The organism is Mycolicibacterium diernhoferi, from assembly GCF_019456655.1.
Lineage (GTDB): Bacteria > Actinomycetota > Actinomycetes > Mycobacteriales > Mycobacteriaceae > Mycobacterium > Mycobacterium diernhoferi.
Map to the genome: position 1 here is coordinate 2,335,264 of NZ_CP080332.1, position 25,684 is coordinate 2,360,947.

The 25,684-nt window shown below is 68.7% G+C and carries 23 protein-coding genes; 17 read left to right on the top strand and 6 right to left on the bottom strand.

Features of this window, described 5'->3' with window-relative positions:
• Positions 1 to 73: 73 nt before the first annotated feature.
• From K0O62_RS10975 to K0O62_RS10985, 3 genes are read left to right on the top strand one after another with little or no spacing between them, the layout of a single operon-like run.
• A complete protein-coding gene (locus K0O62_RS10975) occupies positions 74 to 835 on the top strand; it encodes a hypothetical protein (RefSeq protein ID WP_073856023.1) in 762 nt (253 codons plus the stop codon).
• Entirely contained in the window at positions 832 to 1,410 is a 579-nt protein-coding gene (locus tag K0O62_RS10980) for a cytochrome c oxidase subunit 3 (protein ID WP_073856024.1), read from the top strand. Before K0O62_RS10975 ends, K0O62_RS10980 begins: the two co-directional genes overlap by 4 nt.
• Positions 1,410 to 1,679 carry a cytochrome C oxidase subunit IV family protein gene (locus tag K0O62_RS10985; RefSeq protein WP_073856025.1) on the top strand — a complete coding sequence of 90 codons (270 nt, stop codon included), beginning with the start codon at positions 1,410 to 1,412 and terminating at the stop codon, positions 1,677 to 1,679. Before K0O62_RS10980 ends, K0O62_RS10985 begins: the two co-directional genes overlap by 1 nt.
• Position 1,680: 1 nt before the next feature.
• On the opposite strand, the gene fni is transcribed toward K0O62_RS10985, so the two are convergent.
• On the bottom strand, positions 1,681 to 2,673 hold the full coding sequence (gene fni / locus K0O62_RS10990; protein ID WP_073856206.1) for a type 2 isopentenyl-diphosphate Delta-isomerase: 993 nt from the start codon (positions 2,671 to 2,673) through the stop codon (positions 1,681 to 1,683).
• Between the two features lie 113 nt (positions 2,674 to 2,786).
• Here fni and ftsY point away from each other — a divergent pair, with 113 nt between their 5' ends.
• The 4 genes from ftsY to K0O62_RS11010 all read left to right on the top strand — a co-directional run bounded on the left by ftsY (position 2,787) and on the right by K0O62_RS11010 (position 8,642).
• Positions 2,787 to 4,181, top strand: coding sequence for a signal recognition particle-docking protein FtsY (gene ftsY, locus K0O62_RS10995; protein ID WP_073856026.1), 1,395 nt, complete (start codon positions 2,787 to 2,789; stop codon positions 4,179 to 4,181).
• A 275-nt stretch (positions 4,182 to 4,456) separates the two neighbouring features.
• Positions 4,457 to 5,701, top strand: coding sequence for an ammonium transporter (locus K0O62_RS11000; protein WP_234800050.1), 1,245 nt, complete (start codon positions 4,457 to 4,459; stop codon positions 5,699 to 5,701).
• 39 nt (positions 5,702 to 5,740) lie between these two features.
• Positions 5,741 to 6,079 (top strand): P-II family nitrogen regulator, encoded by a 339-nt coding sequence (locus K0O62_RS11005; RefSeq protein ID WP_030133509.1) that lies wholly within the window; start codon positions 5,741 to 5,743, stop codon positions 6,077 to 6,079.
• 67 nt (positions 6,080 to 6,146) lie between these two features.
• Positions 6,147 to 8,642 (top strand): [protein-PII] uridylyltransferase, encoded by a 2,496-nt coding sequence (locus tag K0O62_RS11010; RefSeq protein WP_073856028.1) that lies wholly within the window; start codon positions 6,147 to 6,149, stop codon positions 8,640 to 8,642.
• On the opposite strand, the gene K0O62_RS11015 is transcribed toward K0O62_RS11010, so the two are convergent.
• Complete coding sequence (locus K0O62_RS11015; RefSeq protein WP_073856029.1) at positions 8,639 to 10,825, bottom strand: molybdopterin oxidoreductase family protein; 2,187 nt, start codon at positions 10,823 to 10,825, stop codon at positions 8,639 to 8,641. The two genes, K0O62_RS11010 and K0O62_RS11015, sit on opposite strands and share 4 nt — an antisense overlap.
• A gap of 94 nt (positions 10,826 to 10,919) precedes the next feature.
• On the opposite strand from K0O62_RS11015, the gene ffh reads away from it, so the two are divergent.
• Entirely contained in the window at positions 10,920 to 12,488 is a 1,569-nt protein-coding gene (ffh, locus tag K0O62_RS11020) for a signal recognition particle protein (protein ID WP_073856030.1), read from the top strand.
• 2 nt (positions 12,489 to 12,490) lie between these two features.
• The gene (locus tag K0O62_RS11025) at positions 12,491 to 13,588 is read left to right on the top strand and encodes an amidohydrolase family protein (protein ID WP_073856031.1); all 1,098 of its coding nucleotides are present in this window, start codon (positions 12,491 to 12,493) and stop codon (positions 13,586 to 13,588) included.
• A 68-nt stretch (positions 13,589 to 13,656) separates the two neighbouring features.
• On the opposite strand, the gene K0O62_RS11030 is transcribed toward K0O62_RS11025, so the two are convergent.
• From K0O62_RS11030 to K0O62_RS11040, 3 genes are all read right to left on the bottom strand, one after another.
• Positions 13,657 to 15,261: a diflavin oxidoreductase gene (locus tag K0O62_RS11030; protein ID WP_073856032.1), complete on the bottom strand. Its 1,605-nt coding sequence runs from the start codon at positions 15,259 to 15,261 to the stop codon at positions 13,657 to 13,659.
• A gap of 89 nt (positions 15,262 to 15,350) precedes the next feature.
• The gene (locus K0O62_RS11035; protein ID WP_073856033.1) at positions 15,351 to 16,166 is read right to left on the bottom strand and encodes a D-alanyl-D-alanine carboxypeptidase family protein; all 816 of its coding nucleotides are present in this window, start codon (positions 16,164 to 16,166) and stop codon (positions 15,351 to 15,353) included.
• A gap of 78 nt (positions 16,167 to 16,244) precedes the next feature.
• Entirely contained in the window at positions 16,245 to 17,120 is an 876-nt protein-coding gene (locus K0O62_RS11040) for a D-alanyl-D-alanine carboxypeptidase family protein (protein WP_073856034.1), read from the bottom strand.
• 112 nt (positions 17,121 to 17,232) lie between these two features.
• Here K0O62_RS11040 and K0O62_RS11045 point away from each other — a divergent pair, with 112 nt between their 5' ends.
• The 8 genes from K0O62_RS11045 to trmD all read left to right on the top strand — a co-directional run bounded on the left by K0O62_RS11045 (position 17,233) and on the right by trmD (position 24,695).
• The gene (locus K0O62_RS11045) at positions 17,233 to 19,035 is read left to right on the top strand and encodes an N-acetylglutaminylglutamine amidotransferase (RefSeq protein ID WP_073856035.1); all 1,803 of its coding nucleotides are present in this window, start codon (positions 17,233 to 17,235) and stop codon (positions 19,033 to 19,035) included.
• Positions 19,032 to 20,777, top strand: coding sequence for an N-acetylglutaminylglutamine synthetase (ngg, locus tag K0O62_RS11050; RefSeq protein ID WP_073856036.1), 1,746 nt, complete (start codon positions 19,032 to 19,034; stop codon positions 20,775 to 20,777). Before K0O62_RS11045 ends, ngg begins: the two co-directional genes overlap by 4 nt.
• A gap of 109 nt (positions 20,778 to 20,886) precedes the next feature.
• On the top strand, positions 20,887 to 22,110 hold the full coding sequence (locus K0O62_RS11055) for an osmoprotectant NAGGN system M42 family peptidase (protein WP_097933410.1): 1,224 nt from the start codon (positions 20,887 to 20,889) through the stop codon (positions 22,108 to 22,110).
• Positions 22,111 to 22,126: 16 nt separating this feature from the next.
• Positions 22,127 to 22,549: a nuclear transport factor 2 family protein gene (locus K0O62_RS11060; protein WP_073856038.1), complete on the top strand. Its 423-nt coding sequence runs from the start codon at positions 22,127 to 22,129 to the stop codon at positions 22,547 to 22,549.
• A 194-nt stretch (positions 22,550 to 22,743) separates the two neighbouring features.
• Positions 22,744 to 23,220 carry a 30S ribosomal protein S16 gene (gene rpsP / locus K0O62_RS11065; RefSeq protein WP_073856039.1) on the top strand — a complete coding sequence of 159 codons (477 nt, stop codon included), beginning with the start codon at positions 22,744 to 22,746 and terminating at the stop codon, positions 23,218 to 23,220.
• The gene (locus K0O62_RS11070) at positions 23,217 to 23,459 is read left to right on the top strand and encodes an RNA-binding protein (protein WP_056548932.1); all 243 of its coding nucleotides are present in this window, start codon (positions 23,217 to 23,219) and stop codon (positions 23,457 to 23,459) included. Before rpsP ends, K0O62_RS11070 begins: the two co-directional genes overlap by 4 nt.
• Before the next feature lie 11 nt (positions 23,460 to 23,470).
• Positions 23,471 to 23,998 carry a ribosome maturation factor RimM gene (gene rimM, locus K0O62_RS11075; RefSeq protein ID WP_073856040.1) on the top strand — a complete coding sequence of 176 codons (528 nt, stop codon included), beginning with the start codon at positions 23,471 to 23,473 and terminating at the stop codon, positions 23,996 to 23,998.
• Between the two features lie 7 nt (positions 23,999 to 24,005).
• Positions 24,006 to 24,695: a tRNA (guanosine(37)-N1)-methyltransferase TrmD gene (gene trmD, locus K0O62_RS11080; RefSeq protein WP_073856041.1), complete on the top strand. Its 690-nt coding sequence runs from the start codon at positions 24,006 to 24,008 to the stop codon at positions 24,693 to 24,695.
• On the opposite strand, the gene K0O62_RS11085 is transcribed toward trmD, so the two are convergent.
• On the bottom strand, positions 24,692 to 25,633 hold the full coding sequence (locus K0O62_RS11085) for a serine hydrolase (protein WP_073856042.1): 942 nt from the start codon (positions 25,631 to 25,633) through the stop codon (positions 24,692 to 24,694). The two genes, trmD and K0O62_RS11085, sit on opposite strands and share 4 nt — an antisense overlap.
• Between the last annotated feature and the right edge of the window lie 51 nt (positions 25,634 to 25,684).

Here is a 25,684-nt window from a genome sequence, read left to right on the forward strand (position 1 = left end):
CACCCCGAAAGTCATCGTAGGTGAGCGGGCGGTACCTGCAGTGCACTTCTTTCACATGGAACGGCTCAGCCTTATGGCAAAAGTGTCAAAACACCATCCGTCGGCCGGTAACGTCCCCCATGTGGAGCTGACCCTGCAACGCATCGGCGCCTGGTGCGGCACGATCATGATCCTGCTCTACGGCGCCAGCTTTTCCGGTATCGCACAACTGTTCCCGCCGCTGTCACCCACGGCCTCAGCCGACGAGATCGCCGCCTTCTTCGTCGACCACAAGCTCTGGATCCGCTTCGGCGTCTCGGGTGCCCTTCTCAGCGCGGTCCTGGCCCTGCCCTTCCTCGCCACGATCATCCTGCGCATCCGCCGCGCCGAGGGCCGCTGGGGCATGCTGTCGATGACCCAATTGATGGCCGCGACGGTCTTCGTCCCCGCCCTGCTGTTCCCGCAGTTCTTCCTCGGCGTCGCCGCCTACCGCCCCGAGCAACGCTCGGCCGAACTCACCCAGGCCCTCAACGACATCTTCTGGCTCTGGTTCATCGGCATCGTCGGCACCATCATCATCCAGAACCTCACACTGGCCGCCGCCGCGTTCATCGACAAGGCCGAGCCCCCGACCTTCCCCCGCTGGTACGGCTACCTGAACCTGTGGGTGGCGACGCTGTCGCTGCCGGGCTGCGTCGTGGTCGTCTTCAACGACGGCCCACTGGCTTGGGACGGTGTCTTCGCCTTCTACATCCCGGGCCTGGTGCTGGTGGTCTGGCTGTTCTGCACCACCGCGGTCCTGCTCAAGTCGATCAAGGCCGAACAACAAGCCGAGTCCGTCCTGCAGACCGCGTGACCGTATCAGCGCCGCCACAGCAGAAGCGGATACCGGGGGAGAGCGGCACCTGGGTCTTCCTGTTCGGAGACATGCTGATCTTCGGCGCGTTCTTCGTCACCTTCCTGGTCGAACGCGCCCGTGCCCCCGAAGTCTTCGACGCCGTCCGCGCCACTCTGCACATCGGCGTCGGTGTCACCAATACCCTTGTGCTGCTGACCAGTTCGTTGTGCGTCGTGCTCGCGCTGAACGCGATGCGCACCGGACAAGCGCAGATCGCCACGTTGGCCACCGCCACCGCGATGGCCTTCGGCGCGCTGTTCATCGCCCTGAAGGTCTACGAGTACGTCTCGCTGGGCACCGCCGGACACGGCCCGGGCGCCAACGACTTCTATCTCTATTACTTCATCCTCACCGGCCTGCACCTGTTCCACGTCTGCCTCGGCCTGGGCGCACTGTCCTTCGTCCTGAGCCAGACCCGGCGACCCGACCTGACCCCCACCCGCACCGCGCTCGTCGAAGGTGCGGCCTGCTTCTGGCATCTGGTCGACCTGCTGTGGATCTTCCTGTTCGCCCTGCTCTACCTGGTGAGCTGATGGCAGTCCTCGAACTGCTGAAGAATCGTGCCGGCGCCAGCTGGCTGTTCCTGGTCGCCGCGACGGTGGTGTCCTGGGCGGTCGGCGCCGAACACGGCACCGGCTCCACGGTGGCCGTCCTGGTCCTGGGCATCGCCGCGATCAAGGTGCGCCTGGTCGGCCTGGACTTCATGGAGCTGCGGCACGCCCCGGTCCCGCTGCGCGCCGCCTTCGAGGCCTACTGCGCCGGCATGTGGGCGCTGCTGTCGGCGCTCTACCTCTGGCTGTAGATCAGACCGCGTCCACGCCCACCGCGCGCAGCGCGGCCAGATCCGCCGCCCCGCACCCGTGCAGGCACACCCGCAGCTCGGAAATGAACCGCTGCAGCCACTCCTGCGCCGCCGCCGCCGACTCGATGGCCGGCATCAGCAGCGGATGCGCCACCGCCACCACATCGGCACCCAGCGCGATCGCCTTCGCGGCGTCCATCCCGGTGCGGATACCGCCCGAGGCCACCAGCGGCATCGCCGGCAGGGCTGAACGCACCTCGACCAACGCCTGGGCGGTGGGGATGCCCCACTCGGCCAACCCGAGGTCATCGATGCCGCCGTAGCGCACGAACTGCTCGACCCGCGCCCAGGACGTCCCGCCGGCCCCGGCCACATCCACCGCGGCCAGTCCCATATCGGCCACCGACGCCGCGGCCGCCGCGCCGATCCCGTGCCCGACCTCCTTGAGCAGCACCGGGTACCCGATCGCGTCCACGAGTTCCCGCAGCCGGGTCAACGACCCGGTGAAATCGGTGTCCCCGAAGCGCTGCACCGCTTCCTGCAGCGGATTGGTGTGCACCGCCAGCGCATCGACGCCGATCGACCCCAGCGCGTTGCGCAACTCCGGCACCACCTCCGGACGCAGCTGGCCCATCCCGATATTGCCGATCAGCAGCACATCGGGGGCGAGGTCACGGACGTGAAAGCTGGTGGGTCCGTCCTCGCCGAGCATGACGCGCTGGGAACCCAGCATCATCCCGATGCCCAGCGCCTGCGCCGCGGCCGCCAGGTTGCGGTTGATGGTGCCCGACAGCTCCGAACCCCCGGTCATCGCGCCGATCAACACCGGGGCCTGCAGCCGCTTACCCAGGAACTCCACCCCGAGATCGATCGTCGCCAGGTTGGTCTGCGTCAGCGCGTTGTAAGGCAGCCGGTAACGCTCCAACCCGGTGGTCAGCGTCTGATACTGCACGGCCTCGGACAGGCAGACGTCGATATGGCGACGCTTGCGCATCTGGATGCCGTCGTCGAAGTCAGGCCCGATCGTCACGCTGTCGACACTGCCACAGACCCGGCGGGCACAGCCTCGATAGCCTCCGCGACACCAGCCCCTGAGACAATGGCCGAGTGTCAGATGCCTTATGGATCGCGCTTGCGGTCGTAGCAGTCCTGGTCGTCGTCGCCCTCGTTGTCGGGTTGGTGCGCTACCGCAAGCGGCGAATCAGCCTGTCCGCACCGGACACCACCACCGCGATCGACAAATCCGGCGGCTATAAGGCCTCATCGGGCATCACCTTCAGCGGGCCGACTACCGCCCCGCCGGCGGACAAGGTGGACAAGGCCGAGAAGGTCGACACCACCGGCCTGCCCGGTGTCGGGGACGACGCCGCCGTCCCGCGCGATGCGCCGAAACGCACCATCTCCGACGTCAAGCTGCCGGAACCGCCGGTGGTCGAACCCGCGCCCAAACCGGTCATCGAGCCCGAACCCAAGCCGGAGCCGACGCCGGAACCCAAGCCCGAGCCCACCCCGGAACCGGCGCCCGCACCCGAGCCGACACCCGAACCCGCACCCGAGCCCACCCCGGCGCTGCCGGAGATCGCGCCCGCCGAGGGCCGCCTGGAGCGGCTGCGCGGGCGCCTCGCGAAATCCCAGAACACCCTGGGCCGCGGCATGCTCGGCCTGCTCGGCGGTGGCGATCTCGACGAGGAGTCCTGGGAGGAGATCGAGGACACCCTGCTGATCGCCGACCTCGGCCCCGTCGTCACCGAGAACGTCATCGCCGCGCTGCGCGCCAAGATGGCCAGCGCCTCGGTCCGCACCGAGGCCGACGCCCGCGCCGTTCTCAAGGAGGTGCTGGTCTCCGAGTTGCGCCCCGACCTGGACCGCTCCATCCGGGCGTTGCCGCACGCCGACAAGCCGTCGGTGCTGCTGGTCGTCGGCGTCAACGGCACCGGCAAGACCACCACGGTCGGCAAGCTGGCCCGCGTCCTGGTCGCCGACGGGCGCCGCGTCGTGCTGGGCGCCGCGGACACCTTCCGCGCCGCCGCCGCCGATCAGCTGCAGAGCTGGGCCGCTCGGGTCGGCGCCGAGGTGGTGCGCGGACCCGAGGGCGCCGACCCGGCCTCGGTCGCGTTCGACGCCGTCGCCAAGGGCATCGCCACCGGCGCGGACGTCGTCGTGGTCGACACCGCCGGACGCCTGCACACCAAGACCGGGTTGATGGACGAACTCGGCAAGGTCAAGCGCGTCGTGGAGAAGCGCACCCGGGTCGATGAGGTGCTCCTGGTCCTGGACGCCACCATCGGGCAGAACAGCCTGCCGCAGGCCAAGGTTTTCGCTGAGGTCGTCGACATCACCGGCGTGGTGCTGACCAAGCTCGACGGCACCGCAAAGGGGGGCATCGTGTTCCGGGTCCAGCAGGAACTGGGCGTGCCGGTGAAGCTCGTCGGACTCGGCGAAGGACCCGACGATCTGGCCCCGTTCGAGCCCTCCGCATTCGTCGATGCGCTCCTCGGATAGCTGTTTCGGAACGTAGAAACACACGCGTAACAGACAACGTCAATCCGTTCACCCCAGCGAAACATCTGTGAACCACGGATGAAACGAGGGCAAAAGAGTCTCTTCGGGAGGCCGATTAGTCGGCGAAATCCCGAGGAGGTTCACACAAAGTGGTCTTTGCCTTAAGCGACGTCGTCACGGCTCTGCCGGACGATGCATTCCTGCCGTTTGGCCCGGATGGATTGAACACGGGCGACACAGCCTGGGTCCTCATCTCGGCGGCTCTGGTGTTGCTCATGACGCCCGGCCTCGCGTTCTTCTACGGCGGCCTGTCCCGGCAGAAGTCCGTCCTGAACATGATGATGATGTCCTTCGGCTCCCTGGGCCTGGTCAGCGTCATCTACGTGTTGTGGGGCTATTCGATGTCGTTCTCGGCCGGCCACACCGGCGAGACCCCCGGCCTGTTCTTCGACAACCCGTTCGCGCTGTTCGGCGTGAACCAGCTCGCCGAGGTCCGTGAGATCGACGGGGTCGACACCTTCGTCGCCGGCGGCTTCGGCACGGTGCCGGCCATCGTCTGGGTCGGCTTCCAGCTGACCTTCGCCGTCATCACCGTCGCGCTCATCAGCGGTGCGGTCGCCGAGCGCATGAAGTTCGGCACCTGGCTGGTCTTCGGCGGCCTGTGGGTCACCTTCGTCTACTTCCCGCTGGCGCACATGGTCTGGGGTGGCGGCCTGCTGTCGGGCAGCGACCAGGGCCTGGCCGCGAAGATCTTCGGCGTCGATGACGAAGGCGCGGCCAACGTCGCGCCGATCGACTTCGCCGGTGGCACAGTCGTTCACATCAACGCCGGTATGGCCGCGCTGGTTCTGGCCGTGCTGCTGGGCAAGCGGGCCGGCTTCGGCAAGACCGCGTTCCGTCCGCACAACATCCCGTTCGTGATGCTCGGCGCCGCGCTGCTGTGGTTCGGCTGGTTCGGCTTCAACGTGGGCTCCGAGGGTGGCGCCGATATGCTCGCCGGCCTGGTGTGGGTCAACACCACCGCCGCGACCGCGGCCGCGATGCTCGGCTGGTTGCTGGTGGAGCGTCTGCGGGACGGCCACGCCACCAGCGTGGGCGCCGCGTCCGGTGTGGTCGCCGGTCTGGTCGCCATCACCCCGGCGTGTGGCAACCTGACCCCGATCTGGTCGCTGGTCGTCGGTGCGATCGCGGGCGTGTTGTCGGCCTTGGCAATCGGGCTGAAGTACAAGTTCGGCTACGACGACTCGCTCGACGTGGTCGGTGTGCACCTGGTGGCCGGCCTGTGGGGCACCATCGCGCTGGGCTTCTTCGCCACCGACACCGGCCTGTTCGTGGGCGGCGATTACAAGCAGCTCGTGATCCAGATCGTGATCGCGGTTGTGGCACTGGTGTTCACCGCGGTGCTGACGACGATCATCGCCTTCGTGGTCAAGCCACTAGGCTGGCGAGTCAGCACGGAAGACGAGGCCACTGGCATCGATGAGACCGAGCACGCAGAAACCGCTTATGAACTCGCATGATCGGGAAGAATTGACTTCAGTCCTGGAAGGATCGACCAAATGAAACTGATCACCGCGATCGTCAAGCCGTTCACTCTGGAAGACGTCAAGACCGGCCTCGAGCAGACGGGCATCCTCGGTATGACCGTCAGCGAGGTGCAGGGTTACGGCCGTCAGAAGGGCCACACCGAGGTCTACCGTGGCGCGGAGTACTCGGTGGACTTCGTGCCGAAGGTGCGCGTCGAGGTCGTCGTCGACGACTCCGCCGTGGACAAGGTGGTGGACGTCATCGTGCAGGCGGCCCGCACGGGCAAGATCGGTGACGGCAAGGTGTGGGTCAGCCCCGTGGACACCGTTGTGCGGGTGCGCACCGGTGAGCGGGGAGTCGACGCACTCTAATCAGCTCAAGGGTCGTTTCCCGGCCAAATATGTGACCGTAAGATGTGGGGCCGGGGGAGGAACCGAAATGACTGATCAGACACCAGATCCCGCTGCTGGGGCTTCCCAATGGGAGGCTCCGGCAGCGGGATCGCCGCGTCCGGCGACCGACCTGGCCGCGGCATCCAAACAACTGCTCGACGGCGGCCGGCAACTCGACTCGGCCGCACTGCGCGACGCCCTGCTCGACCTCAACGAGTTCTGGTTGACCGCCAAGGCCGCCGAGATCGGCATCACCGCCACCAGCGGGTTCGCCATCGTGGCCACCGGTGGGCTCGGACGTGGTGAACTGCTGCCGTACTCGGATCTCGACCTCATGCTGCTGCACGACAACATGCCGGCCGACATCGTCTCCAAGGTCGCCGAACTGCTGTGGTATCCGTTGTGGGACGCCAACATCCACATCGACCACAGTGTGCGCACGGTGCCCGAGGCGCTGAAGGTGGCCGGCGAGGACATCTCCGCGGGGATGGCCATGCTCGACGCCCGCCACATCGCCGGTGACGCCGAACTGTCCGCGCTGCTGACCGGCGGGGCACGCCGCCAGTGGCGCATCGGGATCGCCTCCCGCTACGAGGAACTCGTCGAACACACCCGGGCCCGCTGGGAACGCAGCGGACAGATCGCGCACCGCGCCGAACCGGACCTGAAGAACGGCCGCGGCGGCCTGCGTGACGTGCAGCTGCTCAACGGGCTGGCCATCGCCCAACTCGCCGACGTCTACCCGAGCCGGCTGCTGGCCTCACCCACCGGGACCCTCGGCGAGGCGCACCTGGCGCTGCTCAATGTGCGCACCGAACTGCACCGGATCTCCCGGCGCGGGCGTGAACAGGTGCTGGCCCAGTACGCCGACGAGATCGGCGCCGCGCTGCGCATCGGGGACCGGTTCGACCTGGCCCGCACCATCTCCGATGCCGCCCGCACCATCAGCTACTACGTCGATGCCGGCATCCGCACCGCCGGAAATGCACTGCCGCGCCGCGGATTCGCAGCACTGCGGCGCCCGGCCCGCCGACCGCTGGACGAGGGCGTCATCGAATACGGCGGCGAGGTGATCCTGGCCCGCGACGCCAGACCCGAACGTGACCCGGGGTTGATCCTGCGGGTCGCCGCGGCCTCGGCCACCACCGCGTTGCCGATCGCCGCGTCCACCCTGAGCCGGCTGGCCGGCGCGGCCCCCGAACTGCGGACACCCTGGCCCCGCGAGGCACTCAAGGATCTGCTGGTGCTGCTGTCGGCGGGGCCGGCCGCGGTCAACACGATCGAGGCGCTCGACCGCACCGGCCTGTGGGGCCGGCTGTTCCCGGAATGGGGTGCGGTGCGCGACCTCCCGCCGCGTGATGTCGTGCACATCTGGACCGTTGACCGCCATCTCGTCGAAACAGTCTCCCGGGCAAGTGCATTCACCACCCGGGTATCCCGGCCAGACCTGCTGGTGCTCGGCGCGCTTGTGCACGACATCGGCAAGGGGCGCGGCGGCGACCACAGCGTCATCGGGGCCGAGCTGGCCGCCCAGATCGGCACCCGGCTGGGGCTGTGGCCCTCGGACGTCGAGTTGCTGTCCAAGATCGTGCGCTACCACCTGCTGCTGCCCGACACCGCCACCCGCCGGGATCTGCAGGACCCCAAGACCATCGCCACCGTGGTGCATGCCCTCGGCGGGGACTACCAGTTGCTGGACCTGCTGCACGTGCTGGCCGAGGCGGACTCGCTGGCCACCGGGCCCGGTGTGTGGGGGGACTGGAAGGCCTCCCTGCTTGGCGATCTGGTGCGTCGCTGCCGGCTGGTGATGGCAGGGGAACCGCTGCCCACCCCGGACCCCATCGAGCCTCGCTACCTGGAGCTGGCCGCCGACGGCGCCGTGCACGTGGAGATGGTGGCCGGGGAAGGCCCGCACATCCACAACGTCACGATGATCGCCCCCGACCGGCGCGGCCTGCTGTCCAAGGCCGCCGGTGTACTGGCCCTCAATGCGTTGCGGGTGCACTCGGCATCGGTCAACAGTCGAAACGGGGTGGCCATCAACACCTTTGCGGTGTCGCCGCACTTCGGCACCCCGCCGGCCGCCGAGCTGCTGCGCCAGCAGTTCATCCTGGCGCTCGACGGTCAGCTCGACGTCATCGACACCCTGGAACGGCGGGACTCCGAGAGCGCCGCGGCCGCGCCGTATCGGGCGGGGGAGACCCCGGCCTCGGTGCCGGTCACCCAGGCCATTGCCCCGCCGCGCATCCTGTGGTCGGAGGGCAACGCGCCCGACGAGTTCATCGTCCAGGTGCGCGCCACCGACCGGTCGGGCCTGCTGGCGCGGCTCACCGCGGTCATCGAGCGCGACGGGCTCGACATCAACTGGGCCAAGGTCACCACCCTCGGGTCGGTGGTCATCGACGTCTTCAGCATCGGGGTGCCCGGCGGCAGCGCGGACCTGGACGCGGCCGAGATCGCCGCGGCGCGCGCGGACTTCGAACGCGATCTGTTGCAGGTGCTGCCCGCCCCGCCACCGAAACCGGTCGCCGAGGCCAGTTAACCGGCGGCGCCGACCGTCACCCAGGTGTTGTTCAGCGCCGCGGTGCCGGTGAACGTGTCCACCTGATCCGGGTCGTGCAGGTCGTTGACGTTGGCGCCGGGCAGTGAATCGGCATGCCGCCAGCCGGTGTTGCGGTGACCCCAGCCGTGCGGCACCGCGACGGTGCCGGCCCGCATCTCGTCGCTGACCTCGAGCTCGACGTCGATATGGCCCACCTGTGAGGTGACCCGCACGGTGTCGCCGTCGGTGAGCCCGCGCGCAGCGGCATCCTCGGGATGCATCAGCACGGTGCACCGGTTGTTGCCGCCGGTCATGGTCGGCACGTTGTGCAGCCAGGAATTGTTGCTGCGCAGGTGGCGTCGCCCGATCAGCTGCAGCCGGCCGTCCCTGGGCTCCTCGGTGCGGGCGGCCAGCCGGGCCGCGGCCTCGGCGACGAACTCCGCGGGCGCCAGGTGCACCCGCCGGTCGGAGGTGGCCAGCACCTTGCTCAGTCGGGGCTGCAGCGGGCCGAGGTCGATACCGCCGGCGCTCTCGCGTACTGCCCGCAGGGTGATGCCCTTGCGTCCGCGTCGCAGCCGCCCGTACGGTCCGGTGGCCAATGCGGCCGCGGTGACGCGCAGTGGATCGGCGAACGCGATCAACCGTTCGCGCACCGGTGCGGTGAGCCGGCGCAGCGGGGTGGGCAGCAACTCGAAGGTCAACCGGCTCAGGATCTGCCAGTCCTCCAGCGCGCCGGCCGCCGCCTGGAAGGAGCGGTGCTGGTAGCGGATGTTGTTGCGCACGCTGAAGATCGTGGTGAGCAGGGCCACGTCCTCGCGTTCCAGCGGGGACACCGGCGGCAGGATGAAGTCCGCGTGCCGGGTGGTCTCGGTGATGTACATGTCCACGGCGACGTACAGATCCAGCTCGGCGAGCGCCTCGTCCAGGCGGCCCTTCTGCGGGATCGAGGACACCGGATTGCCGGCGTAGGTGATCATCGCCCGGATCCGTCCCGGGCCGTCGGTGAGCATTTCGTCGGCCATCGTCACCGCGGGCAATTCGGTGCGGAACGCCTTGTAGCGGCCGGACCGGTCGGTCCACCAGCCGTGCCCGACGGGGATGTAGCGGGCCAGCCGGGGCACATCGACGATCGGGGTGGAGAACATGGTGCCGCCCGGGCGGTCCAGATTGCCGGTGACCGTGTTGATCACCATCACCAGCCAGCTGACCAGGGTGGCGGTCTGCTGATGGCAGATGCCGATGCGGGCGTAGATCGCCGCCGACTCGGCCGCGGCGTGCTCGCGGGCCAGGGCGCGGATCTCCTCGGCGCTCACCCCGGCCCGGGCCGCCATGGCCTCCGGCGTGGTGGTGGCGACCAGCTCGGACAACTCCGCCCAGCCCGAGGTCAGCTTCTCCACAACGGTGGCGTCGCAGAGGTTTTCGGTGACCAGAACGTGCAGCATGCCCAGCAGCAGATAGAGGTCTCCGCCCGGGCGCACCGCGATGTGCCGGTCGGCGAGTCGGGTGGTCTCGGTGCGCCGAGGATCGATGACGACGACGGTGCCGCCGCGATCCCGCACGGCTTTGATGCGCCGTTTGGCGCCCGGCATGATCGACAACGACCCGTTGGACACCGCCGGGTTCGCACCCAGGATCACCAGCCGCTGGGTGCGGTCGATATCGGTGATGGGCACCAGCACATTGGAGCCGAACACCCGCCACGCCGCGTACTCGTGCGGCATCTGATCGATCGATGACGCGGAATAGAAGTTCGGGGTGAGCAGCGCGATGCGCAGGGCCAGCCCGTACAGCGCACCGGAACTGTGCGCGGCCGGGTTACCGAGGTACATGCCCAGCGACCGGAAGCCGTGCTGGTGGCGGACACGGCGCAACCGGGTGCCGATCTCGGCGAACGCCTCGTCCCAGCCGACCGGTTCGAAGGAGTCCCCGACCCGGCGCATCGGTGTGCGCAGCCGGTCCGGGTCGTGATGCAGGCCGCCCATCGCGGTGGCCTTCGGGCAGATGTAGCCCTTGGACAACACGTCGTCGGGATTGCCCGCGATCCGGCTGACCTGGCCGTCGATGACGGTGACCTGGATGCCGCAGTGCGCCTCACACAGCGTGCACTGACTGCGGTGGGTGGTGCTCGCCGCGTCCTCGGCCCGGCCGCGCACCTGGGGCAGGGGGACGTCGATGGCTGTCATGAGGACCTCCCGCCGATCAGTCATCGTGCGTTGACAGATTAGCGTCACCGGCTCGCCTGAGACCAGAGTTCGGCACGACCGTTAGGCTTGTCAGGTGTTTGAATCGCTGTCTGACCGGTTGACCGGTGCACTGCAGGGGCTGCGCGCCCGAGGTCGGCTGACCGACGCCGATATCGACGCCACCGCGCGGGAGATCCGGCTGGCCCTGCTCGAAGCCGACGTGTCGCTGCCCGTGGTGCGCGCGTTCGTCGGCCGCATCAAGGAGCGGGCCAAGGGTGCGGAGGTCTCGGCCGCGCTCAACCCGGCCCAGCAGGTCGTCAAGATCGTCAACGAGGAGCTCGTCGGCATCCTCGGCGGCGAGACCCGGCAGCTGGCGTTCGCCAAGACCCCGCCGACGGTCATCATGCTCGCCGGCCTGCAGGGTTCCGGTAAGACGACGCTGGCCGGCAAGCTCGCCCGGTTCCTGAAGGCGCAGGGGCACACGCCCCTGCTGGTCGCGTGTGACCTGCAGCGTCCCGGCGCCGTCCACCAGCTGCAGATCGTCGGTGAGCGCGCCGGTGTCGCGGTGTTCGCACCGCACCCGGGGGTGTCGCCCGACGGCGTGACCATCGACCAGATGACCACCGGCGACCCGGTCTCGGTGGCCGCCGCGGGTCTGGCCGAGGCCAAGGCCAAGCACTACGACGTCGTCATCGTCGACACCGCCGGCCGCCTCGGCATCGACGAGGAACTGATGAACCAGGCCGCGGCCATCCGCGACGCCGTTCAGCCCGACGAGACGCTGTTCGTCCTGGACGCCATGATCGGTCAGGATGCCGTCACCACCGCCGAGGCCTTCGGCTCCGGCGTCGGCTTCACCGGTGTCGTGCTGACCAAGCTCGACGGCGATGCCCGCGGTGGTGCGGCCCTGTCGGTCCGCGAGATCACCGGCGTCCCGATCCTTTTCGCGTCCGCCGGCGAGAAGCTGGAGGACTTCGACGTCTTCCATCCCGACCGGATGGCCAGCCGGATCCTGGGCATGGGCGACGTGCTCACCCTCATCGAGCAGGCCGAACAGGTCTTCGACGCCGAGCAGGCCGAGGCCACCGCGGCCAAGATCGGCTCCGGCGAGCTGACCCTGGAGGACTTCCTCGAGCAGATGCTGGCCATCCGCAAGATGGGCCCGATCGGCAACCTGCTCGGCATGCTGCCGGGCGCCGGCCAGATGAAGGACGCGCTGGCCGCGGTCGACGACAGCCAGCTCGACCGGGTACAGGCCATCATCCGCGGTATGACCCCGGCCGAGCGGGCCGACCCGAAGATCATCAACGCCTCGCGCCGGCTGCGTATCGCCAACGGCTCCGGGGTGTCGGTGTCCGAGGTCAATCAGCTCGTCGACCGGTTCTTCGACGCCCGCAAGATGATGTCCCAGATGGCCGGTCAGATGGGTATGCCGTTCGGGCGCAAGAACACTGCGCGCAAGGCCGCCAAGGGCAAGAACAAGCAGGCCGGTAAGAAGAAGGGCAAAGCGGGCAAGGGCCCGACCCAGCCGAAGAACCCGTTGGGCGCCGGCATGCCCGCCGGCTTCCCGGATCTGACCGGTATGCCCAAGGGCCTGGACGAGCTGCCGCCCGGGCTGGCCAACTTCGACCTGTCCAAGCTGAAGTTCCCGGGCCAGAACTAGCGATGGGCGTGCTGCACCTGCGCGGCCGCGGACTGCCCGACGGCGAGCAGGTGCAATGGTGGGTGGTCGATGAGCGCTCGCGCGAAGAGCACGGGCCCAGCGGTGTGCTGTCGGCCGAGCCGATCGGCAACGCCGTCACCGTCTTCGACGGCGGCTGGATCATCCCCGGCCTGGTCGACGCGCACTGTCACGTCGGGCTCGGCCCCGCCGGCGCGACGAGTTTCGACGAGGCGATCGGGCAGGCCGAGATCGAACGCGACGCCGGCGCGCTGCTGCTGCGCGACGCCGGTTCGCCGGTGGATACCCGCAGCCTCGACGACCGCGACGATCTGCCCCGCATCATCCGGGCCGGCCGGCACCTGGCCCGGCCCAAGCGCTACATGCCGGGCCTGCCGATCGACATCGAGGACGAATCGCAGCTACCGGAGTACGTCGCTGCGCAGGCGCGGTTCGGTGACGGCTGGGTGAAGCTGGTCGGCGACTGGATCGACCGCGGCGCCGGCGACCTGGCCCCGCTGTGGTCCGACGATGTGCTGGTCGAGGCGATCGCGGCGGCGCACGCCAACGGCGCCCGCGTCACCGCGCACGTGTTCGGGGAGGACGCGCTGCCCGGACTGATCAAGGCCGGTATCGACTGCATCGAACACGGCACCGGCATCACCGAGGACACCATCGAGCTGATGCTCGAACACGGCACCGCGTTGGTGCCGACCCTGATCAACATCGACAACTTCCCGGGCATCGCCGACAAGGCGGCCAAGTATCCGACCTACGCCAAGCACATGCGCGACCTGTACGCGTCCTGCCGGCAGCGGGTGGGGGCGGCCCACGACGCCGGGATTCCGATCTACGCCGGGACCGACGCCGGCGGGATGATCGCCCACGGCCGCATCGGCGACGAGATCGACGCGCTGCGCGGGGTCGGGATGAGCCCGACGGACGCGCTCGGTGCGGCGAGTTGGAACGCCCGGGACTGGCTGGGCCGTCCCGCGCTGGAACACGGCGCCTCGGCGGATCTGCTGTGTTTCACCGAGGATCCGCGCGAGGTCGGGGTGGGTAACCCGGATCTGGTGATGCTGCGCGGCCGGGTCTGGCCCTGACGCCCGTCGAGACTGACGAAATGGTGGCGCCCACTCGTAGTTTCCCGCCCGTTTGATCGGTTGGGCGGTTAGTACACGTCGCGGACGTAGCGGTGGCTCTTGATCAGGTCGTTGACGTAGCTGTGCGCGGCCGTGGCGTCCATGCCGCCGGCGCGGGCGACGACATCGTGCAGCGCCGCGTCCACGTCCTTGGCCATCCGTTCGGCGTCGCCGCACACATACACGTGTGCGCCGTCCTGCAGCCAGCCGAAGACCTCCTCGGCATTCTCCTGAATATGGTGCTGCACATACACTTTCGACTCTTGGTCCCGGGAGAATGCCAGGTTCAGCCGGGTCAGCACACCGCTGTCGAGGAAGTCCTGCAACTCGTCGCGGTACAGGAAATCGGTGTCGCGGCGCCGGTCGCCGAAGAACAGCCAGGACCGTCCCGTCGCGCCGGCGGCGGCGCGCTCCTGCAGGAAGGCGCGGAACGGCGCGATGCCGGTGCCCGGGCCGATCATGATGATCGGGACGTCCCCGGCGGGCAGCCGGAAGTGGTTGTTCGGGCGCAGGTGCACCAGCACCTCGGTGCAGCGGTCGGCCAGATATGTCGATGCCACACCGCCGCGCCGGCGACCGGCGGCGTCGTAACGCACGCTGGCGACCGTCAGGTGCACGCTGTCGGGATGCGCCAGCGGGCTGGACGCGATCGAGTAGTCGCGGAACTGCAGCGGGCGCAGGGTGTCCACGACCTCGTCGGCCTTGAGGTCGGCCAGCGCCACGATGTCCAGGACATCCTTGCCGTACAGCCACGACCCCTCGGTGCCGCCGTGGGTGTCCCCGGTGCGCAGGGCTTCGGCGACCGACTGATCCGAGGTGCGTGCGGCCGCCAGCGTCAGCAGCGCCCGTGACGGCGTGCGGATCTCCAGATCCTCGGTGAGCAGCGTGCCCAGCGGCTTGTCGTGCCCGGTCACCGTGTGGTCGGCGCCGACCCTGAGCTCATCCAGCAGCGCCGCCACCAGTGCGGGATCGTTGGTGGCGTGCACGGCGATGGAATCGCCTGCCTGATAAGCGATTCCGGTGCCGGTGAGATCCACCTCGTAATGGCGGACCTCCTTGTCGGACGTGGTCGAGTTGAGCCACCGGTTCACCGCGAGCCGGGCCCGGACCGCGACGTGGCGCTCCCGCGGTTCGGCCCGCTCGGGGATCGGGACGGGTTCGCCGCCCGGCGCGCCCTGCTCGGCGGTCAGCAGTTCGATGAGCTCGGCGGTCCACGCCCTGGCCGGCTCCTCGTAGAAGCCGTCCACGTCGACCCGGTCGGTCATCCGGTGGGCGCCGAGCGCCTCCAGTCGTTCGTCGAGCAGCTTCCCGGCGTTGCAGAACAGTTCATAGGAGCTGTCGCCGAGGGCCAGGACGGCGAACTTGAGGTGCTCGAGGCGGTCGGTGTCCGCGCTGATGGCCTCCCAGAACAGCGTCGCCGAATCCGGGAACTCGCCCTCGCCGAAGGTCGACACCACCACGATGAAGTGGGAGGTGTCCGGCAGCTGCGTGAGGTCGACCTGATTGAGCTCGACGGCTTCGACCTCGATGCCGATGGTGGCGACCGACTCGGCGAACGTCATCGCCGCGTCCTCGGCGTTTCCCATATCGGTGCCGAACGCGACGATGAGCGAGATGTCGGACTGGCCGGACACGGTGTCCCCTCTGATCGGTGCGTGGCCCGATGCGCAGCGCAAGTTAGGGTGACCTTACTTGGATTCGGGCGGCAGTGGGGCGCTCCCTGTCAGGGCCGGCTGAAACCCCAGTCCAGCAGGCCGATGGCCTGGCCGTACAGATCGCCGGTTCCGTACATCTGCACCACGACCAGGCGACGGTCACCGCGCTGAGCTGCCCCGACATAGGTTTTGCGGGCCAGGTTCGTATACCCGGTCTTGCCGCCCAGGTCGCCGGGATACCGGCTGAGCAACTCGTTCTGGTTGGACAGCGTCTTACCGGGGAACGCGGCGGACGGGGAGCGCATGATCTGCGCGATCAACGGATAGCGCAGAGCGGCCCGGAAGATGACCGCCAGATCGTGCGGGGTGGTGATCGACTCCCACCCCGGCCCGTCCAGCCCGGACGGGGAGGACGCCTTGGTGCTGCGGGCCCCGACGGCGGCGGCTTTGCGGTTCATGGCGGCGACCGCCGCGCGCTGACCGCCGAGCATGTCGGCGAGCATGTTCGCCGAATCGTTGCCCGACACCATCAGTAGCGCGCTCAGCAGCTGGGTCACGGTGTACGGCTGGCCGGGTTTGAGCCCCACGCAGGAACATTCGACCTTGGTGTGCGAGTCGTTGGCGCGGGCGAAGTTGTCGGGCCGCAGATGGTCGAGCACCACCATGGCCAGCAGCACCTTGATGGTGCTGGCCGGGGCGTAGCGGCCGTGCGCATCCTTGGCGGCCAGTACCGCGCCGGTGTCCAGATCGGCGAGCAGGTAGGCCTTGGCCGGTCCGTTCGCAAACGATTGCGCGCCAGCGGGTTCCACATTGGGCGTGGCCTGTGCAGGCGCCGCCAGGACCGTGCTGAGGGCGAGCGCGGTCGCCGCGAACAGGTGTCGCACCCGCGAGAGGCTACGGGCCCCAGGACTCGTTCCGTGCCCGGGAAGGTATCTGTCGGGTCTCGACCAGAGCACCCCGCACTACAGGACCCCGATGCCGGCCGACCGGTCCTGCACGAAACCCCAATCCAACAGGGCCGACGCCTGATCCCAGTAGGTCGGGCCGCCCTCGCGGACCAGCCCGTACATCAACGCGACCACGAGGCGTCGGCCGTCGCGCTGCGCGGCGCCGACGAACGTCTTACGCGCAAGATCGGTGAATCCGGTCTTGCCGCCCAGCGTGCCGGGATAGCGGCCCAGCAACTCGTTCTGGTTGACCAGCACGCGGTCACCGGTCCTGCCCGGGAACACCGCCGTGGGTTGCGCGGTGATCTGGCCGAACACCGGGTCGGCCAGCGCGGCCCGGAACAGCACCGCCAGGTCGTGCGGCGAGGACCACATCTCGATACCGGGCCCGTCCAGGCCGGACGGACTGCCCGCCACGGTGGCGTGCGCGCCCAATTGTGCGGCCTTCGCGTTCATCTTCGCCACGGCCGCCTCCCGGCCGCCGAGCATGGTGGCCAACGTGTTTGCTGCGTCGTTGCCCGACACCAGCAGCAAGCCTTCCAACAGTTGACGCACCGTGTAGGTCTGGCCGGGCGCCACGCCCGCGCAGTTGCACTCGACCCGGGTGTCGGCCTCCTCGGCCACCACGGTCGCCTCCAGCGGCAGTTCCTCGAGCACCACCGTGGCCAACAGCACCTTGATGGTGCTGGCCGGCGCGTAGCGCCCGTACCCGTCCCGAGAGGCCAGGACCGCACCGCTGTCCATATCCGCGATCACCCAGGCCTGTGCAGGTCCATCCGGTATCGGCACCGATCCCAGCGGCTGATCGACACCGGGAACGGCGCCCGCCGAACCGGTGCTGACGGTGAGCAAACAGAGCGCAGAGATGAGACCGGCGGCAAGCCTTCGCATGGCGTGTGAGCTTAACGACCTTTTGTCGTCTCAGGTTTGGCGAGCGCCCATGGCGGTAACGTTGAACGGGCGCGAACCAGAGTGGCCGAAAACCATCGAGGGGACGAATTCAATGTGCGGCATCGCCGGCGAGGTTGCTCGCGGCCGATCAGCAGATCTGTCAGCCATCGCCAAAATGGCCGATTCCATGGTGCCGCGAGGACCTGACAGTGGGGGATTCTGGGCCCAGGGCGGCGTGGCCCTCGGACACCGCCGGCTGGCCATCATCGACCTGTCCAGCCACGGACAGCAGCCCATGCACGACCCCGAACTCGGCCTCACCGTCGCGTTCAACGGCTGTATCTACAACTATCCGCAGTTGCGCCAGGAACTGATCGGCAAGGGCTACCGGTTCTTCTCACACAGCGACACCGAGGTCGTGCTCAAGGGCTACCGGGAGTGGGGCGAACAGGTGGTCGACCACCTGTTCGGCATGTTCGCCTTCGCCGTCACCGAGGTCGACTCCGGTCGGGTGCTGCTGGCCCGTGACCGGCTCGGCGTGAAACCGCTGTACTGGACCGAGGTTTCGGACGCCTTCCGGTTCGCCTCCTCACTGCCGGCGCTGGTCGCGGCCGGTGGGGTGGACACCGACATCGACCCGGTGGCCCTGCACCACTACCTGAGCTTCCACTCGGTGGTGCCGCCGCCGCACACCATCCTCAAGGGTGTGCGAAAACTGGCGCCGGGAACCATCATGCGCATCGAGCCGGACGGGTCCCGAACCGAACGTACTTACTGGGAACCGGTTTTCGAGCGCTCGGCCGAACGCGCGGGCTGGTCGGAGAACGAGTGGGAAGAGGCCATCCTGGACTCGCTGCGCACCGCGGTGGAGCGGCGGCTGGTGGCCGACGTCCCGGTCGGCTGTCTGCTGTCGGGCGGCCTGGACTCCAGCCTGATCGTCGGCCTGCTCGCCGAAGCCGGCCAGCACGGCCTGGCGACGTTCTCCATCGGCTTCGAGGCCGCCGGCGGGGAAGAGGGCGACGAGTTCAAGTACTCCGACATCATCGCCCGGCACTACAGCACCGATCACCACCAGATCCGTATCGATACCGCCCGCATGCTGCCCGCACTGTCCGGGGCGATCGGCGCGATGAGCGAACCGATGATGAGCCACGACTGCGTGGCGTTCTATCTGCTGTCCCAGGAGGTCAGCAAGCACGTCAAGGTGGTCCAGTCCGGTCAGGGCGCCGACGAGATCTTCGCCGGCTACCACTGGTACCCGCCGATGGCGCACGCCGCGGACCACGATGTCGACGGCGCGCTGCGGCGCTACCGGCAGGCGTTCTTCGACCGCGACCACGCCGCGCTGAACAGTCTGCTGCAGCCCCAGTGGCGCCTGGACGCCGACATCGCCGGCGACTACGTCCGCAGCCATTTCGCGCACCCCGGCGCGGCGACGGCCACCGACCGGGCCCTGCGCCTGGACACCACCGTGATGCTGGTCGACGACCCGGTCAAGCGCGTCGACAACATGACCATGGCCTGGGGTCTGGAAGGCCGGGTGCCGTTCCTGGACCACGAGCTCGTCGAACTCGCGGCCACCTGCCCGCCCGCGCTCAAGACCGCCTACGACGGCAAGGGCGTGCTGAAAGAGGCTGCCCGCAAAGTCATCCCGCACGAGGTGATCGACCGGCCGAAGGGCTACTTCCCGGTGCCCGCGCTCAAGCACCTGGCCGGGCCCTATCTGGACCTGGTCCGCGACGCGCTGCACGGCCAGGGTGCGCGCACCCGGGGATTGTTCAACCCGGCCGAGGTGGATCGGCTGCTCGCCGAGCCCAACGGTTACCTGACGCCACTTCGGGGTAACCCCCTGTGGCAGCTCGGACTGCTGGAACTGTGGCTGGCGCATCACGTGGATGGGGTAACGACGAGATGACCCTGGAGAAGGCGACCTCGCGCCGTGGCGCCCCGCACAAGGACCTCTCGCGCAAAGAGGTCGTGCAGGATCTCGGCTGGGGTCGGCTCGTCTTCGGGCAGACATTCGACGATCCCGGCGAACTGGGTACCGCATTGCGTGCCGAGGCCAGCGGGCGTCGCGACATCGGCATGTACCTGGAGGCGCCGCACGTCTTCGTCGCACTGAACCCACAGGAATTCTTCATCGACCCGAGCTTCACCTACCGGCTGGACCTGACGGTGCCGCCGGCCTACCGACCGCCGGACCTGCCCGGCGTGACGGTCCGGCGGGTGCAGTCCAGGGCCGACTGCGCGGCGATCAACGAGATCTACCTGCAGTGCCGGATGGTGCCCGCCGACGTCGAGTTGATGTGGCACAACAGTCAGCGCGAACATCACATGATCTATCTGGTGGCCGTCGACGACAGCACCGGTGCGGTGGTCGGCACCGTCACCGGTATCGACCACGTGGAGCTGTTCGACGATCCGGAGAACGGGTCGTCGCTGTGGTGCCTGGCGGTCAGCCCGACGCTGTGCCGGCCCGGAGCCGGTGGCCTGCTGGTGCGGTCGCTGGTCGAGGAGTTCATCGACCGCGGCCGCGCCCAGATGGACCTGTCTGTGCTGCACGACAATTCGGCGGCCATCGCGCTGTACGAGCGGATGGGTTTCGATCGGGTTCCCGAACTCGGCGTCAAACGCAAGAACGCGATCAACGAGAAGCTGTTCGCGCCCGCACAACCCGAGGAAGAGCTCGACCAGCTCAACCCGTACGCCCGCATCATCGCCGACGAGGCGATCCTGCGGGGGATCGCGGTGCAGGTGCTCGACGCCCAGGCCGGCTACCTGCAGCTCACCCACGGCGGCACCACGGTGACCACCCGCGAATCGCTCTCCGAGCTCACCAACGCGGTCGCAATGAGCCGGTGCGATGACAAGCGGATCGCGCGCAAGGTGGTCAGCGAGGCGGGAATCGTTGTGCCCCAAGGTGTCACCGCGACCTTCGGCGAGGAGGATCACCGTTTCCTGGCCCGGGTGGGCTCGGTGGTGGTCAAGCCGGCCCGCGGCGAGCAGGGCGCCGGCATCACCGTCGGGGTGACCCGTCACGACGAACTCGACCGGGCCTTGCAGGTGGCCAGCAAGCATTGCCCCGATGTGCTGATCGAGGAGCGTTGCGAGGGTGAGGATCTGCGCATCGTGGTGATCAACGGCAAGGTGATCGCGGCAGCGGTCCGGCGCCCACCGGAGATCATCGGCACCGGCAAGCACACCATCGGGCAGCTCATCGAGGCGCAGAGCCGGCGCCGGTCGGCCGCCACCCAGGGTGAATCGAAGATCCCGCTGGACTCGGTGACCGAGGACACCGTCCGCGACGCGGGCTGGGACCTCGGGGACGTGTTGGCCGCCAATGAGCACCTGGTGGTGCGCCGCACCGCCAACCTGCACACCGGTGGCACCATCGTCGATGTCACCGACGACCTGAACCCGACGCTGGCCAGGGTGGCGGTGGACGCCGCCGACGCGATCGGGATCCCGGTCACCGGGATCGACCTGATGGTGCCGGCGGTCGACGGTGAGGAATACGTGTTCATCGAGGCCAACGAGCGTCCCGGGTTGGCCAATCATGAACCGCGCCCGACGGCGCAGGCCTTCGTGGATCTACTCTTTCCACGGACAGCTGCCACGCCGTGGGCCTGGCAGCCCGATCCTGTCGATCAGGGTTAGGGGGCGGTGGGCCCGTATCGGGACCACACCGGGGCGACGCATGTGCGGCGCCCGGCCCCGGCCCTGACGCAATGCTTGAGAAGGAGACATCTTGTCCGAACGTGCCGTGATGCCGGAAGAGACCAGGGCGTGGATGATCGACACGCTGCTGCACCTGTTGCAGACGCCGAGTCCGTCGGGACGCACCGACGCGGTCATGCAGTTGATCGGTGACACCCTCAACGACCTCGGGGTGCCGTTCACGCTGACCCGGCGCGGCGCACTGACCGCGGTGCTGCCCGGCGAGTCGAAGACCACCGATCGCGCCGTGGTCGTGCACGCGGACACCATCGGCTGCATGGTGCGGGCGCTGAAGGACAACGGCCGCCTCGAGCTGGTGCCGGTGGGCACCTTCTCGGCGCGCTTCGCGACCGGGGCGCGGGTCCGGATCTTCACCGACGACGCCGACGAATTCTTCACCGGTACGGTGATGCCGCTCAAGGCCTCCGGGCACGCGTTCGGCGACGAAATCGACACCCAGCCAACGGAATGGGAGCACGTCGAGGTCCGTATCGACCGCCAGGTCAGCAACCGTGCCGACCTGGAACGGCTGGGCTTCAACGTCGGTGACTTCGTCGCGCTGATCGCCGCCCCGGAGCTGACCTCCGACGGGTACATCGTGTCCCGGCACCTGGACGGCAAGGCCGGGGTGGCCGTCGCGCTCACCCTGGCCAAGACGGTGGCCGAGCAGAAGATAGTGCTGCCGCACACGACGTCGATCATGGTGACCATCACCGAGGAGGTCGGGCACGGGGCGAGCCACGGCCTGGACCCCGACGTCGCCGAACTGGTGTCGGTGGACAACGCGGTGTGCGCGCCGGGGCAGGAGTCGATCGAGGACGGGGTGACCATCCCGATGGCCGACCTGCACGGCCCGTTCGACTACCACCTGACCCGCAAGCTGTGCCGGCTGGCCAAGGAACGGGGGATTCCGCACGCCCGCGACGTCTTCCGCTACTACCGCTCCGATGCGGCCGCGGCCATCGAGGCCGGCGCCAACACCCGCGCAGCCCTGGTCGGTTTCGGCCTGGACGGCAGCCACGGGTGGGAACGCACCCACCTGGACTCGTTGGAGGGCGTCTACAACCTGCTGTACGCCTGGCTGCAGACCCCGCTGACCTTCGAGAAGTGGGATGCCAAGCCGTCGGGCAAGCTGCGCGACTTCCCGTCGTCGAAGCAGCCGGCCCCGACCGAGCAGTGGGTGCCGCTCTCGCGTGGCGACCACGCCGAACCCGGGGAATGGGAAGGGGATCACTGGCCGCCGCCGCAAGGCTCCCCGGGCCCGTCCTCCTAGGTGGTTCAATCGGGACGTGCTGAGCATCGAAGAGATCTCCGACCGCCTCGAAATCCAGGACCTGCTGGTGGCCTACTCGACGGCCATCGACACCCGTCGCTTCGATGACCTCGATCAGGTGTTCGCCCCGGACGCCTATATCGACTACCGCGCCATGGGCGGGGTGGACGGGCACTATCCGGAGGTGAAGGCCTGGCTGGCCGAGGTACTGCCGAACTTCCCGGCCTACGCGCACATGCTCGGCAACATCGACGTCCGGGTGACCGGGGACACCGCGACGGCGCGCACGCTGTGCTTCAACCCGATGGTGCTGCCGGGGCAGGAACCGCCGCAAGTGCTGTTCTGCGGCCTTTGGTACGCCGACGAGTTCGTGCGCACCGCCGACGGTTGGCGGATGACGCGCCGCGTCGAGGAGAAGTGCTTCGACCGGGTGGTCTGAGTCGGCCCCGCTCGGCGCCGGGTAGATGGGATTTGGGGGCGACAGCCCCGCTCTGGCACAATGGGCGGCTGTCCCGCGCGCGACACGTTAGATGCGCCGCACGCCGGTCACACGCGCAGATGCAAAACCGGACCGGGCAATCCGCCCGAGTCGCTGAATTGCAGGCGCGGCAATCAACAGGAGAATCGTTTCACATGGCTGTCAAGATCAAGCTCGCCCGTTTCGGCAAGATCCGTAACCCCCAGTACCGCATCGCCGTCGCCGATGCGCGCAACCGTCGCGATGGCCGCGCCATCGAGGTCATCGGCAAGTACCACCCGAAGGAAGAGCCGAGCCTGATCGAGATCGATTCGGAGCGTGCGCAATACTGGCTGAGCGTCGGCGCGCAGCCCACCGAGCCGGTGCTCGCGCTGCTGAAGGTCACCGGTGACTGGCAGAAGTTCAAGGGCCTGCCGGGCGCCGAGGGCACGCTGAAGGTCAAGGAGCCCAAGCCGTCCAAGCTGGACCTGTTCAACGCCGCCCTGGCTGCCGCCGACGGCGCGCCGACCGGCGAGGCCGTGCAGGCGAAGAAGAAGAAGGCTCCGGCCAAGAAGGAAGAGGCTCCCGCCGCCGAGGCCGAGGCTCCCGCCGCTGAGGCCGAGGCGCCCGCCGAAGAGTCCGCCGCAGAATGAGCACCGTCGTCGTCGACGCCGTCGAGCACCTCGTTCGCGGGATCGTCGACAACCCTGACGACGTCCGTGTCGACCTGGTGACCAATCGCCGTGGACGCACCGTCGAGGTGCACGTTCACCCCGACGACCTGGGCAAGGTCATCGGGCGCGGTGGCCGTACCGCCACCGCGTTGCGCACCCTGGTCGCCGGCATCGGTGGCCGCGGTATCCGCGTCGACGTGGTGGACACCGACCAGTAGCGGCCACCCTCATGGAGCTGGTCATCGGGCGCGTCGCCAAGGCACATGGTGTCACCGGCGAGGTGGTCATCGAGGTCCGTACCGACGACCCGGCGGGGCGGTTCGCCCCGGGTGCGGTGCTGCGCGGCCGTAAGCCGCGCGGGGGACCCGAACACAGTTACGTCATCGAAACGGTGCGTGAGCACGCCGGTCGGCTGCTGGTGCGGCTGGCCGGCGTGAACGACCGCAACGCCGCCGACGAGATGCGCGGCACGTTGTTCCTCATCGAGGCCGCCGAGCTGCCCCCCATCGACGACCCCGACGAGTTCTACGACCACGAACTCGAAGGTCTGGCCGTGCGGACCATCGACGGCACGGCGGTGGGCACGGTGGCCGAGGTGCTGCACACCGCGGCCGGGGAGTTGCTGTCGGTCAAGACCCCCGAGGGCCGCGAGGTGCTGGTGCCGTTCGTCGGTGCCATCGTCACCGCGGTGTCGCGTAGCGAGGGCATCGTGGAGATCGATCCGCCCGACGGCCTGCTGAACATCGAAGATCTGTAGGAGCGACGTGCGTATCGACGTCGTCACGATTTTCCCTGCCTACCTGGACGCGCTGCGACAGGCTTTGCCGGGCAAGGCAATTGCGGCGGGCATCGTCGAACTCGGCGTGCACGACCTGCGCGAGTGGACCCATGACGTGCACCGGTCGGTGGATGATTCGCCCTACGGCGGGGGTCCCGGCATGGTGATGAAGGCCCCGGTATGGGGTGCCGCACTCGACGATATCTGCACTCCCGACACGCTTCTGGTGGTGCCGACGCCGGCCGGTCGGCCGTTCACCCAGGCCACCGCGCAGCGGTGGAGCCGCGAGACGCACCTGGTGTTCGCCTGCGGGCGCTACGAGGGCATCGACCAGCGCGTCGCCGACGACGCCGCCCGGCGGATGCGGGTCGAAGAGGTGTCCATCGGCGATTACGTGCTGGCCGGGGGAGAGTCGGCGGTGCTGGTGATGGCCGAGGCCGTGATCCGGCTGCTGCCCGAGGTGCTCGGCAATCCCGCCTCACACCAAGATGATTCGCACTCCGACCACGTCGGTGGCCTGCTGGAAGGCCCCAGCTACACCCGGCCGCCGGTCTGGCGTGAGCTGGAGGTGCCGCCGGTGCTGCTCTCCGGTGACCACGCCAAGATCGAGGCCTGGCGCCACGAGCAGTCGCTGCAACGGACCCGTGAGCGCCGTCCCGACCTACTGGGCGACTAGATGCGCCCGCCCGGGAAGATGGTCTTCACCGCATCGGTGATCGCCCGGCGGGCTTCCTCGGCACCGGCCGGCTGCATCGAGCCGATGGCCATCACGTAGCGACGGTCCGGGCCGACCACACCGGTGGACAGGTGCATCCAGTCCGAGCCGATGCAGCACATCCAACCCTGTTTGACCGCAACCGGTTCGGCGTAGAGCCCCTCCGGGATGCCGAACCGCTGCGGATAGACGCCGCCGGGCGCCATGCCGTCGGGAGCGGTCGGGGTGGACTCCGCGAGGTTGGACATGATGATGCCGGCCCGTTCCGAGGGCAGGCCCCCGGTCCCGGCCAGCAGCATGTCGTAGTAGCGCACCAGGTCGGTCACGGTACTGATGGTGTTGTACCAGCGGCCGTTGCCGGGCGCGCTGGTCGAGCCCAACCCGTAGCGCTCGACCACCCGGTCGATGATCGCGCTGCCGCCGCTGCGGTTCCAGAACACCTCGGCGGCACTGTCATCGGAGGAGCGCAGCATCACATCGAGCATCGAGCGATCCTCGGGGCTCAGCGTGGTCTCGCCGTTGGCCTCCTGCAGCAGCAGATCGTCGGCGATGAAGAGCTTGACCACCGAGGCGATCGCGATGGTGCGGTTGGCGCCGTTGGTCACCAGCTCACCGGTCAGCCGGTCGAGGACCGCCACCGTGATGTCCGCACCCGCTTCGGCGGCCTCGCCGGTGGCCTGGATCGCGCGCTCCTTCAGCCCCTCGAACGTGGCCACCGGCCGGTCCGGGGGAGCCTCGGGCAGCGGTGCGGAGGTGCCCAGCGGCGCGACGACGGTGAGTTGCGGTGCGGCCGGCGACGGCGGCGGGCTGCCGTACACCTTGGCCTCGCAGCCGGAGATCATGACGGTCGAAAAGACGGCCGTGACGGCCACCGCCAGAAACTTCGACGGGCGTGGCATGGACTCCTCCAGATGCTGTGGTGGGGCACGCCCCGGAGCGGTGCGACGGGG